Annotated in this window: 10 protein-coding genes; 8 read left to right on the top strand and 2 right to left on the bottom strand. The window is 67.7% G+C overall.

Annotated features, from left to right (window positions below; genetic code table 11):
* Positions 1-13 precede the first annotated feature (13 nt).
* Positions 14-148, bottom strand: a complete 135-nt coding sequence (locus ACI3KS_RS03070; protein ID WP_404915088.1) for a hypothetical protein — start codon at positions 146-148, stop codon at positions 14-16.
* 479 nt (positions 149-627) lie between these two features.
* Here ACI3KS_RS03070 and ACI3KS_RS03065 point away from each other — a divergent pair, with 479 nt between their 5' ends.
* Genes ACI3KS_RS03065 through ACI3KS_RS03050 form a run of 4 tightly spaced genes read left to right on the top strand, consistent with a single transcriptional unit; the run spans position 628 to position 2,799 of the window.
* A complete protein-coding gene (locus tag ACI3KS_RS03065; RefSeq protein ID WP_404915086.1) occupies positions 628-1,368 on the top strand; it encodes a hypothetical protein in 741 nt (246 codons plus the stop codon).
* Positions 1,369-1,370: 2 nt separating this feature from the next.
* A complete protein-coding gene (locus tag ACI3KS_RS03060) occupies positions 1,371-1,742 on the top strand; it encodes a hypothetical protein (RefSeq protein WP_404915084.1) in 372 nt (123 codons plus the stop codon).
* Positions 1,742-2,398 (top strand): SOS response-associated peptidase family protein, encoded by a 657-nt coding sequence (locus tag ACI3KS_RS03055; RefSeq protein WP_404915082.1) that lies wholly within the window; start codon positions 1,742-1,744, stop codon positions 2,396-2,398. Before ACI3KS_RS03060 ends, ACI3KS_RS03055 begins: the two co-directional genes overlap by 1 nt.
* A 17-nt stretch (positions 2,399-2,415) precedes the next feature.
* Positions 2,416-2,799 (top strand): MmcQ/YjbR family DNA-binding protein, encoded by a 384-nt coding sequence (locus ACI3KS_RS03050; RefSeq protein ID WP_404915080.1) that lies wholly within the window; start codon positions 2,416-2,418, stop codon positions 2,797-2,799.
* Between the two features lie 78 nt (positions 2,800-2,877).
* Here ACI3KS_RS03050 and ACI3KS_RS03045 read toward each other — a convergent pair whose 3' ends face one another.
* A complete protein-coding gene (locus ACI3KS_RS03045) occupies positions 2,878-7,242 on the bottom strand; it encodes an SdrD B-like domain-containing protein (RefSeq protein ID WP_404915078.1) in 4,365 nt (1,454 codons plus the stop codon).
* 382 nt (positions 7,243-7,624) lie between these two features.
* Between ACI3KS_RS03045 and ACI3KS_RS03040 the strand changes: the two genes are divergently transcribed.
* The 4 genes from ACI3KS_RS03040 to ACI3KS_RS03025 all read left to right on the top strand — a co-directional run bounded on the left by ACI3KS_RS03040 (position 7,625) and on the right by ACI3KS_RS03025 (position 12,546).
* Positions 7,625-8,305, top strand: a complete 681-nt coding sequence (locus tag ACI3KS_RS03040; RefSeq protein WP_404915076.1) for a helix-turn-helix transcriptional regulator — start codon at positions 7,625-7,627, stop codon at positions 8,303-8,305.
* A 608-nt stretch (positions 8,306-8,913) separates the two neighbouring features.
* A complete protein-coding gene (locus ACI3KS_RS03035; protein ID WP_404915074.1) occupies positions 8,914-10,737 on the top strand; it encodes a sigma-70 family RNA polymerase sigma factor in 1,824 nt (607 codons plus the stop codon).
* Positions 10,738-10,822: 85 nt separating this feature from the next.
* On the top strand, positions 10,823-11,734 hold the full coding sequence (locus ACI3KS_RS03030; protein WP_404915072.1) for an ABC transporter ATP-binding protein: 912 nt from the start codon (positions 10,823-10,825) through the stop codon (positions 11,732-11,734).
* Complete coding sequence (locus ACI3KS_RS03025; protein WP_404915070.1) at positions 11,731-12,546, top strand: ABC transporter permease subunit; 816 nt, start codon at positions 11,731-11,733, stop codon at positions 12,544-12,546. The genes ACI3KS_RS03030 and ACI3KS_RS03025 overlap by 4 nt, the downstream gene beginning before the upstream one ends.
* Positions 12,547-12,554: the final 8 nt, after the last annotated feature.

Here is a 12,554-nt window from a genome sequence, read left to right as displayed (position 1 = left end):
TTTTTCGAGGCTCCTAGCGACGCCGACGGTTGCCCTTGCGCTTCCGCTTGCCAGTCGGCTTACGGAGCAAGGAGATGGTCTGGTTCACGGCAAGAACCAGACCTGTCAGCGAAGCGAGGAACGTCGTGATGTCGTTCAGCAACGTCATCAAGCGACCTCCCCTCAGGGGTGGTGCTCGCCAATGGGCGAGCGGGACCGCAGCAGGGATCCGCTGCGGAGCTAAGAGGCCAGCAGGCACAAGAAAGGCCCGCTCGAGGAACGGGCCTGGCCGGGCACGGATGTCAGGAGCGACGAGTTCCGGACACTCTGACGCTAGGGGCGGCAAACACTCACGACGAGAGCGACATGCCGCCCGGGAACAACAAAGCCCGGTCCAGGACCGGGCTAGGCACACGAATATCGCGCAGTGACACCATACGACGATCCGGTCGCTGCGAGTGCGCGACACGCGCTCAGTTTCACATTAAGGGGGTTCAACGGTCGCGAGTCAAGACTGGTCGCTCGACGACACCCCAGCCCGGGAGACTCGCTCTCATTCTGAACATAGGGGGTGACAGCACTCCGACGTCAACCCCGCGGTCACAACACTCTGGCCGCGGTGTCTGCACCATGATCCATCATGGGAACATGACAGATCTCGATGACCTCATCCCTCCCCACGAACCTGCCGAGGACACTCTCGCGTTCGCGGGGAAGGCGGCCCTGTCGGTTATCCCCGTCCTCGGCCCGCTCGCAGCCGAGACGCTTGCGCACGCTCTCGAGAGCCGGCAGGCGCAACGCCAGCATGAGTTCAACGTCGCGATCGCCCGCGCACTCACGACCGCGCTCGAGCAGCTCGACGAGTCCACCACGATCGAGGACGTCATCGGCTCGGACGAGTTCATCGCCGCGGTCACCCGCGCGCAACGCGCCGCGGCCGAGACCGCGAGCCAGCAGAAGCGTCAACGTCTCGCTGCTGCTGTCGCGAACGGCGGCAGCTGGGCTCCCTTCGCCGCGACCGAGCGCGAGCAGTTCACCCGCCTCGTCGACGATTTCGACGCTCTCCACATCTGGCTGCTGCACTACTTCACCGACCCGACAGGCTGGCTCCAAGCACGAGATCTCTACCAGCAGCACGCGAACATCATGATGGGCGGTATCGACGGGCCCCTCGGGTCCGCACTTAATGTCCACCCGAATGTTTGGGACGGTCCGGTCAAGCAGGCCGCTGCCGATCTCGACCGCAATGGGCTGGCCTCCATCCCACTGACAACGATGATGACTGCGCAAGGCATCTTCGCCGCACGCACGTCGGACAAGGGGCGGCGGTTCCTCGCGTTCATCAACGAAACCGACTCGATCGCCGCCGACGCCCCCACCGAGATCTGACCATGAGCAACCTGCCACCCGAGGTCCAAGCTATCGCCGACCGCATCGGAGAAGCCTGGGCAGAGACCATCGACGTCGGCCCCGGTTGGTTCGACCTCATCACTCGCCTCGACATGCAACTCGCGCGACTCTCACCGGGCTATGTCGTCGAGCAATGCAAGACCAAGTACGGCAGCCTGCGCTACTACGCCCGCCCCGAAGACAGCGAGGAGGTCGACCTCCAGATGACGTTCAACGAAATCATCCGCGACGCCGAAGACCAGAGCACCAGCATCTGCGAAGAATGCGGACAGCCCGGCCAACAGATCACATCCCACGGCTGGATCCGCACCCTCTGCAAGACCCACACACAGCCCCATCGCCAGAACGCATAATGCTCACCTCAATAATGCGCTCCACCGGCAGCTTCACCGACGATCAGCTGCTCTCGCCCTCCGAGGAGGCAGTGCTCGAGGCCCTGAGATCGTGGGGTGAGCGGAACGCCGGAGAGACGCTGCGGCCTACGGGCAAGAACTTGCGCAACCTCAACCCGCTCGTGCTCGACCGCGAGGGCGAGAGCATCGTCGAACCCGCATGGTGGGGTTTCCTGGTCGACGGTGCGCCCGCCCGCTTCCCGTCGATCAACACGCGGTCGGAGCGCCTGCAGGATCGACCGGGCAGCCTCCGCTCACGTGCCCTCGTCCCGGCGACCGGCTGGTACGAGATGCAGAAGCCCTCTCGCACCTGGCACGAGTTCGGCGTGAACGGCGGTGCGCTCTTCGGCATGGCCGCCGTCACGCAGCGTGGTCGCACCGCCGACGGCGAATGGTTCACCTGCTATTCGATCGTCATGCGACCGGCGCCCGCGCACCTCGCCGAGGTGCACGATCGGATGCCGGTGCTGATCCCGACCGACTTCGCACGGGAGTGGTTGACCGCGCAGGGCGACCGTGAGCTCATCGACGAGGCGCTGCTGGCTGCGGCATCCCTCGACGACCACGTCACGGCCGTGCCGCGCGCGGACGACAAGGGCGCCGAGCGGCTCTTCTGAGTGTGCGGACAGACGACATGGACGCCGCTGAATTGATATCGACCGCCGCCGCACGCACCGAGGAACTCCCAGGGGCGGCCCGCGAGAACCCCTTCGGGCCCGAGTGGGACGTCTACAAGGTGCGGGGGCTGGTCTTCCTGCTGATCCCGCTCGACGGCTCCGGACGCGTGACCCTCAAGTCGGATCCCGATGACGCCGTGGCGCTGCGAGAAGCCTTCGCCGACATCATCCCGGGCTACCACATGAACAAGAAGCATTGGATCACACTCACTCCCGGACCGTCACTCGATCGCGACCTCGTCGCCGAGCTGGTCACCGAGTCGTACCTCCTCGTGGTCGAGAAGCTCCCGCGGGCGCGACGCCCGGTCGACCCGACGACCTTCGGGCGCTCCCCGAACTGACACACGAAGGGTGATGCCCCGGTCGAGGATCGACCGGGGCATCACCCTTTTCACCGATTCGGCTCAGCTCTGCACTGATCAGCTCCGCGCGGAGCGTCGACGGATCCGCATCAGCACCAGCCCGCCACCGAGCATGAGCATCGCGAGGACGATCGTGCCGATCGCGACGGTGCCGCCGGTGACGGCGAGGCCCGGAGCCGGAACCCGCACGTGGAACGCGTTGGAGTCCGTCAGGACCGTGCCGTCGGCCGCCACGGCCGACACCGATGCCGTGTCGGCGTGGGTCTGACCGGCGCTCAGCGTGACGACCCCGGTGCAGGTGAAGCTGATCCCCGGCTGCCACGCCATGCCCGGATCCGCGAAGGTGGCCTCCCAGCGCACGGCGCCGTCGACCGCACGGCCGATCGATCCGTCGGGGAACACGCAGGTGAAGTCGGTCATCGCAGGTCCCGAGTCCGTCTTGTCGGACACGACCACCGCGAACAGATCGACCGCTCCCGTGTTGGTCACCGGAATCTGCACGGCGACCTTCTCGCCGGCCTTCGCCACGATCGCGGTCTCGGCAGTGTCGGCTTCGAGACCGGTGTACGCCTGGCGCTTGGTGATGTCGACGGCCGGAACGCCGGGCGTGACCGGCTCCTCGGGCGTGATCGCCCAGTAGCCGTCCTCATCGCCGATCGGCTCGCCGAAGGGCTCGCCATCCCCGTTCACGGGCTGCGCGGTGACCGAGGCGATGTCGTTGTGCACCTCGCCCCAGCCCATCTCGAGCTGACCCACGCAGGAGAACTGCGCACCCGGAGCGAACGGGCCGTCCCAGCTCGTACCCGTCGCCGGGCCACCGAGCGGCGAGAAGTCACACGTCAGATCCGTCAACGCCGGCTCCGACAGAGTCAGGTCCGCGACGCTGACATCGGTCAGCACGGCGCCGCCGGTGTTCGTGATGATCATGCGCACCGGCTGCGGGCCCGTCGTGCCATCCGTCACGCCGTACTGCGCGGCGTCCTGCTCTGTGTCGGCATCGACGATGGCGACCCAGTCACCGGGTGTCTCGCCGCTGTACTCGCCGTCCACGGCATCCGGACCGTCGACCGGGTTCTCCGGTGCCTCGGCACGACCGTCGTACTTCACGATGTCGATGCCGGGCTCACCCGGGGTGATCGCCCAGTAGCCGTCCTCATCACCGATCTGCTCGCCGAAGGGCTCGCCATCGACGTTCAAGGGCTGCGCGGTGACCGAGGCGATGTCGTTGTGCACCTCACCCCAGACCAGCTCGACCTGACCGACACAGGAGAACTGCGCACCCGGAGCGAACGGCCCCTCCCAGCTCGTACCCGTCGCCGGGCCACCGAGCGGCGAGAAGTCACACGTCAGATCCGTCAACGCCGGCTCCGACAGAGTGAGATCCGCGACACTGACATCCGTCAGCACGGCCTCTCCCGTGTTCGTCACGATCATGCGCACTGGCTGCGGGCCCGTCGTCCCATCCGTGACCGGGTACTCGACCGCGTCGTCCTGGGTGTCCGCGTCCACGCCGGCCGCCCAGTCGCCCGGAGTCGGACCGCCGTACTCGCCGTCCACCGCATCCGGACCATCGACCGGGTTCTCCGGCGCCTCGGCACGACCGTCGTACTTGACGATGTCGATACCGGGCACGAGCACCGGTTGCTCCGGCGTCACGGCCCAGTAGCCGTCCTCGTCGCCGACGGTGCCGTCGATGTCCTCGCCGTTCTCATCGACCGGCTGAGCCGACACCGAGGCGATGTCATTGTGCACCTCATCCCAGCCCATCTCGACCTGGCCGACGCAGGAGAACTGCTCCCCGGGAGCCAAAGGACCGGCCCAGGTCGTCCCCGTCTCGGCGCCGCCCACCGCGGAGAAGTCGCAGGTGAGGCCGGTCAGCGCGGGTCCCTGCAGGGTGAGGTCGGAGACCGTGATGTCGGTGAGCGGCGTCGAGCCCGTGTTGGTCACGATCATACTCACGGGCTGGGAGCCCGTGGTGCCGCCCGTGACCGGGTACTCGACCGCGTCGTCCTGGGTGTCCGCGTCCACGCCGGCCGCCCAGTCGCCCGGAGTCGGACCGCCGTACTCGCCGTCCACAGCATCCGGACCGTCCACCGGGTTCGCCGAGGCGTCCTGCCGTCCGTCGTACTTGACGATATCGATCGCACCGATCTGCGGCCAGATTCCGGCGTCGATGGTGTGATCGACCTCACCAGGCTGGTCGGGCGCCGTGACGGTCGTGCGTCCGATCAGCGGGTTGCCGACGGTGGGCGTCGCGTCGGAGTCGTGGACCGGCCCCGCGTCGTCGTCCCGGACGAGAGTGAAGGCGAGCTGATCGATCGTCGGGGATCCAGGAAGACCTGACGGGTCGACACCCGTGACGTCGAACTCGACAACGTAGTCGACTCCGAGTTCGAGCGGATAACCGCCCTCGCCGCCGAAGTAGTACTCGCCGTTCTCGTCCGTCGTGGTGGTCGCGAGAACGGTCACTCCATCGGCCGCGTAGAGCCGCACGACGACACCGGGGATGCCGGGTTCATCGGAGGCCGCATCCTGCTCCCCGTCATGGTTCGCGTCGTACCAGACGCGGTTGCCGATCTGGATCGGGGCCTGCTCCGCGAGCATGCTCACGGCGCTGAGGCCGCTGCCCTTGCCGAAATTGATCGTCTCGTTTCCCGCGATGATCAGGCCTCGAGCGAGCGGATCGTTACCGGGACCCGCTCCCGTCGCCCGGTCGTAGAAACCGAGGCCGCCGGTGTTGTAGATGCCGGTCGGGTCCATCGTGGTGTTGAGGACGTCCTCCTCGCGCGGGTTCAGCAGCACCCCGCCCATGGAGTTCTCGAAGTGACGGACAGTCACCCCTGCGCCGTAGCGTGTGGATCCGAGCACGAACTCACCGGGGAAGTACTCCACGCGCCCGGCCGGCTCGCCACCGTTGAACGTCGTGAGGGAGTTGTTCGCACAGGATCCGGTGCCCTCCCACTCGTAGACGCCGTTCGTCAGGCAGACCTTGTTGATATCTCCGCCGGTGATCTGGCCGCCGACCTTTCGCGCATCGGGTTGTCCGGTGGGTTCGAAACCATTGGAGACGAGGGTGTCGGTGTTCCGGTCGCGGAATCCGAGGATGAGCGAGCCGTCGTTCTCGAACGCGAGCGATGTCAGCACGGGAGTCGGGTACAGCGGGGACCTACGGACCACGTTGTAGTCGGCGACGTCCGGGTCCCAGGTGTTCCGCCAGGCGTTCCAGTGCGTCGCGACGCCAGGCCCCGAGAGGTTGCCGGTGGGGTCGGTGTAGTTCTGTCCGCCGCGGGCGGCGTCGAGTCCATGCGTGAACACGGTCGTGAACGACGTGCCGTCCAACTGAAGGACATACGCGTCGAGGTCCGCGCGCGACAGGCTGTCAGAGGCGTCGCAGACGCCGCCGACGTATGTCTTGCCGTCACGCACAGCCACAGCGAAGGGACGCCACTCGCCGTTCACGCAACCGGGGTCTGCGATCGGTACGACCGGCCCCGGCGCGGCAGTCGCGGTGTCGAAGCTGTAGAGCTGGCGATCGTTGAGGTTCACTGTGTAGAGCGTGCTGCCGTCGTCGGAGAGCGCGAGGCCGCCGAGGCCCTCGCGACTTGCGGCGTAGTAGAACGCGTCGTCATATCCGGTGGTTGTCTGGTGCACCGAGGTGCCGGCGTTCGGCACAGTGGCCCAGAGCGAGGTGTTGCCGACCCCCAGGGCCGCACTGTCGGTGCGGTAGATCGCGCCAGGTCCTCCGGGACCGTACGCGGTGGACGCCTTCGCATAGGCGGCGGTGAAGAGCGCGTCGTTCCGGTAGTCCCACGCGATGCCGAACACCGTGCCGGTCTCGCCCTGGTTCGCGATCGTCGTGATGCCCGCGGTGTTCGATGCGTCGGACATCGTCGACGGCCCCCGGTTGTCCCAGTCCGTGATCATCAGCGAGCGCACGGCGTCCGCTGCCGCCTGGTCGACCTGCTGGGCGACGGCGACCTTGGGATTCTTCGGGGCGTAGGTGTTCGGGTTCCAGACGCCGATGTGCACCGTCTGCGTGCTGCCGTCGACGAATGTGGTGGTGCTGCGGAACGCGTTGGGCGTCGTTGCGGGTGCCGCAGGCGCGGGCTGGAGGTAGTCGAGATCGGGATCGGTGATGGCGACATCGATCCGGAAGCTGTCACCGGCGAGCGTGCCGAGGTCGAACGTGGCTCGGCCATCGCCGTCTGTGACCACGGGGCCGACCGACGTCGTGCCGTCCGTCAGGGTGACGCCGACGCCCGCCTGACCGGGGTCATATGCCGCGTCGTACACGCCGTCACCGGAGAAGTCGCGGTTGATCTCTACAGTCAGTACACCGTCGCCCGGCGCCGCAACGGCGGCCGGCACCACCAGTCCGGCGGCAGCGAGAACGGCGGCGGTGAGGGCCGCACCGCCGCTCACGATCCTTCGTGCTGATCGTCGTGAAGTCTTCCCCATGGTGTCTCCCCTACGTCATGGAGCGCGGACGCTCTCGCCGGCGCGTGGTTGGGAGCCTAGGCGCGCTTTCAGCCGATTCAATGGAATCGATATACAAGCGCCCCTTTAGGGGGCAACATCAGGTATCACCGCGGGGCAATATCCCGCCAATGTGACCCCTTTTAGGGGTCAGAATTGACCCCCGCGTCACTTCTCACGGCTCAGGCGCACTACCAATGTGACGGAGCACTGATATCCGACGCCCGCTGGGGTCAACTCATTTGCCGGACGGTGCCTCCGAGAGTCGTGGGAGGTACCGATGCGGAGCAACCGTGTCGATGGGCGTCGGGTTCGGCGAGCGGCAGTCGTGGAAGAAGTCGTTCTGCAACGGATGCGGGCCTCGCAATTGCTCACAGATGAACTCGGGCTCGAGATCGTTCACACCGGCGGCTCCCTCCGCCAGTTCATAGCATGGCTTCAGCGCGCGGATCGCACCCGCTGGCCCCACTTGCTGGTGCTGGACGTGCCGGCCGAGAACGATACCGCTCGGGATCTCGACGTGATCGTCGCGCTGCGCGACGCGGGGATGCGGATCGCCGTGCTCTCGTCTCTGCGCAACCGCAACACCGCCCGTCGCATGATCGAGCTCGGCATCGACGCCGTCGCCTCGACCAGCGACACCGAGGAGGACTTCCTCCTCACAGCGGATGCCGCGCTGAGCGGAAGCCCCCTGATCACTGCACGCGCGCAGACCGCGATCCACGGCAGCGGGGAGGCTCTGCGGCTGAGCCGGCAAGAGGAGCGAGCACTCGCCCTGTACGCGACGGGCCTCACCATCGCCGAAGTCGCCGACCGCATCGGTGTGAAGCACGACACCGCGCGCAAGTACCTCAAGCGCGTCCGTGACAAGTTCACGATCGCCGGGCGCCCCGCGCGGACCAAGCTCGAGCTCGCGCGGATCGCATGGGCGGAGGGATATCTCGTCGCCGAGTCCGATACGAAGGACGCGCTTCCGGTCGACCCTGCCGCGATCGACGAGCTCCTCTAGCCGCTCGTAGACACGACTTCCTCCAGCCTCTCGCAGACACGGCCTCCGATGACCGTGGGAAGGGGAATGGTCGGGAGGCCGTGCCCAGCGATGACGCTGTATGAAGACGCAGCGATGGAGCGAATCGCTGGGGGCGATCCGTGGGGTGCTCGCGTCGCTGCGACGGGATCAGAGTATGGCCCACGGCCCGGAGCCCCGCGGAGACCGGCCGGTTCTGACCCCCGTCGGGGGCTAAGCACACCGATCGGCGTGATGAAGACGGGATTCGAAGGTCCTGTACGCACGACGAACGAGATTTCTGCGTTTTCTGCTCCGAACCGCGTCACTTCCGCGCCGTGTCCGACTCCTTCCAGGTGGGTACGTCTTCCGGAGCTCTCCCTCCGTGACTGCCCCGCGCAGCCCCCTCCTCGATCGGGTTGGACCCTGATGGATGCTTGGGGGTGTCCGAGGGGGCTGCGCCCTGCTTCAGCGGCGACGGATGACGAGTTCGTGGCCATTCGAGCGACCCTTGCTCCTATCATGTGAATAGTCGTTCAACCGATCGGTGTTCACACGTTCTCCGCTCGGCTGCTCCTGGGGAGGAGCGTGCGTCTTCGGAGAGGGAGATCGTGGAGGATTCGCGTACGGACGCCGAGCTGCTGAGTCAGCTGCGAGACGGCGATCAGGCGAGCTACGTCGTGCTGTGGGAGCGACACGTCGGTGCTGCGCTCCGCTACGCCAACCGCACCTACCGCTCCCGCGCCGAGGACCTCGTCTCCGAAGCGTTCCTCGCCGTCTACCAGCAGGTGACGACGTCGGGCAAGGGCCCGGATTTCGCGTTCTTCGCGTACCTGAAGGCCGTGATGCGCAACACCGCCATCCGGTGGCGCAAGGAGGAGCAGCGCGTCGATGACACCGTCGAGGCGGACGATGTCGACTTCCGTGATGCGCTGAGCCTCGTCGAACGCGAGGCGAGCGCGAACGACCTGCTGGGTGCCTTCCAGGAGCTCCCTGAGCGCTGGCAGCGGGTGCTGTGGTTGTCCGAGGTCGCCGAGGTAGCCCGCCCCGTGATCGCCGAAGAGCTCGGCATCAAGCCGAACGCCGTCTCTGCACTGCACAGACGCGCCCGTTCCGGGTTGAAACTGCAGTGGCTCACCCGCCAGGTGCCCGTCGCGCTGAGGCTCGACGAGACCCACGTCGCCCGATTGCTCCCGCGACACCTGACCGAGCCGGACGACGCCGCGCTCCAGGCCGAGGTCTCGACGCACCTCACGACCTGCACCACGTGCAGCGACCTGTTGATCACGCTCCGCAGTGACGCGCGTCGCCTGCAGAGCGTCACGCTCTCGGCGGTCGGATTCGGCGCCCTCGGCGTCGCGATCCCCTCCGGCACGGCACTGGCCCCTGGTACGGCGGCCGCGGCTCTCCTGCTCACGGGAAGCGGGATCGGAATCGGCAGCTGGCTCCTCGGCGGCGCCAGCGCGCTCACGATCGGCGGCATCCTCTTCGCCTCGTTGCTGACACTGACCAGTCCTGCGAGCTCGGACCCCACGGCGGCACTCTCCGAGACCGTGAAGCCGGCGGCCTCCACTGCCCAGCCCGTGGGGCCTGCCACCCCCCAGCTGGACGCCGGCGGCGTTCAGCCGTCCCCCGATCCCGTCGTCGACACCGACCCGGACCCGGCGCCGCCGCGCACCGGGCGTTTCGTCGACGATCCGACGGTCGACTCCGTCGACCTCGTCGAGGATCCGGATGCCGCGTACCCCACCTATCCTGACCGCCCGACGACGGCCCCCGACGATGCTCCCGACCCGACCGAGGAACCGAACCCCGAGACGCCGTTGACGCCGGGCGTCTCGACACCGACCGAGGTCTCCGGCTACTTCGCTCCTGTGATCGGCGGCACCGCCTCGCCCGGATCTGCCGTCGTCGTCGAGATGGAGGAGGAGCGATACGCGCCCGCCGTAGCGGAAGACGGCACGTGGACCTTCGATCCCCGGGGACTGCAGCTGCCGGCGGGCACCTACGCTTATCGCGCCTGGGCCTACGACGAGGTCGAGCAGTCGTCCGCGACGTCAGGATCCTTCACCGTGATGCCGGTGGACGTCACGGGCTTCGAAGGCTTGACCGGTTTCGAAGACATGCTGGTGTCCGAGGCCAGCACGACAGGGCTCGTGGTCGAGATCGCCGGCCCGCCGAACGGCACAGTCCATGTCGGATCGATGGCAGGCCCGTCAGCCCTGATCGTGCTCGATGATGACGGCATCGTGCGTAAGCGCCTTCGGATGGACTCGTGGGGCTGGTACTGGATGACCTTCCGTGCAATGGACGCCGACGGATACGCCTCAGGAGCTATCACTGAGCGCGGCGTCGACGTCTACGATCCGGACGTGATCTGGTCTCCGTGGGGACCGGCCCCGGAGGACATGACCTTCGAGTTCGTCGACGAGTAGATCGTTCTCACGGAGGATGCCCGGCGCCGGAGACGGTACCTGAGGAGGACGCGCCGCCGCCCTCCGCGCTCGTAGCGTCGAAGGCATGATCACAGCGGAAGGCCTCACCAAGAGGTTCGGAGACAAGACAGCCGTCCAGGACGTGTCGTTCACCGTCCGGCCCGGAAGCGTCACAGGCTTCCTCGGGCCGAACGGCGCCGGCAAGTCCACGACCATGCGCATGATCGTCGGCCTCGACCGCCCGACGGCGGGGCGCGCCACGGTCGCCGGCCAGGAGTACCGGAAGCTGCGAGCGCCGCTCACCGAGGTCGGCGTGCTGCTCGATGCGAAGGCCGTGCACACCGGCCGCACGGCCCGCGACCACCTGCGGGCCATGGCGGCGACGCACGGCATCCCCTCCTCGCGCGTGGACGAAGTGATCGATCTCGCGGGGATCGGGGCGGTGGCGCGCAAGCGCGCGGGCAAGTTCTCGCTCGGTATGGGACAGCGCCTCGGCATCGCGGCCGCTCTGCTCGGCGACCCGCACACACTCATCCTCGACGAGCCCGTCAACGGACTCGACCCTGAGGGTGTCCGCTGGGTACGGCAGTTCGTTCGTCACGCCGCCTCGGAGGGCCGGACCGTGCTGCTGTCGAGCCACCTGATGAGCGAGATGGCGCAGACCGCAGATCACGTGATCGTCATGGGCCGCGGGCGCGTGCTCGCGGACGCGGCGCTGCCCGATCTGGTGCGCGCGTGGACGACGACGAGAGTGCGCGTGCGCACCCCGCGCGCCGCCGACCTCGCCGCCCTGCTCGCCGGACCCGACATCGAGATCGTCAGCGCCGAGCCCGATCTGCTCGATATCACGGGTCTCGCCGCCTCGCGCATCGGGGATCTCGCCGCCGACCGCGGCATCCCGCTGCACGAGCTCACCCCGACCACCGGTTCTCTCGAGGACGCGTACCTCGCGCTCACCGGCGACGCCGTCGAGTACCGCACGAAGGAGATCTCATGACCGCCGTCCAGACCGCACCCGCGCCGGCCGTGCGCGTGCGCACCACGAACCCCTACCGCTCCTCTCTCCTGCGCACCGTGCGCAGCGAGTGGATCAAGCTGGCGACGCTCCGCTCGACCTGGTGGTCGATCGCGATCGTCACCGTACTCACCGTCGGCATCGCCGTGCTCATCGCGCAGGCCGTCGACATCCCGGGTTTCGCGCCGATCCAGGCCGTCGTCTCCCCCATCCAATTCACGATGCTGCTCGCCGGCGTCCTCGGGGCGATCTCGGTCACCGGCGAGTACTCGACGGGCATGGTGCGCTCGACGTTCGCCGCGACGCCGGTGCGCGGCACGGTGCTGGCCGCGAAGGCGATCGTGCTCGCGGTGTTCCTGTTCGTGTCGTCGGTGATCATCTTCCTCGCCGCGGCCCTCGCCGTCTCGGGCATCGTCGCCTCGCGTGATCAGAGCATCGATTGGTCGGACCCCGCTGCCTCGTTCCAGCCGATCCTGGCCGCCTCCGTCGCGATGGCGGTGTTCGCCCTGATCGGCGTCGGGTTCGGGTTCATCATCCGCTCCGGCGCCGGCGCCATCGCCGCGACCGTCGGGCTGCTCTTCGTACTCCCTGTCGTGTCGAGCATGTTCGGCATCGCCGGCGAGTCGTGGCAGTGGGTGTCGGATGCCGCGCAGTACCTGCCCATGGTCGCCGCGCAGAGCGCGATCCTCCCTGGCAGCGGGCTCGACGAGCCCGTGGCGTACCTCACGCTCGCCGGGTGGGTCGCCGCGGGACTCCTCGGCGCCTGGACCGTGCTGCGCACGCGCGACGCGTAGAGTCGCTC

Source organism: Microbacterium sp. ZW T5_45, from assembly GCF_044987415.1.
GTDB lineage: Bacteria > Actinomycetota > Actinomycetes > Actinomycetales > Microbacteriaceae > Microbacterium.
This window is presented reverse-complemented; position numbering and strand designations above follow the sequence as displayed.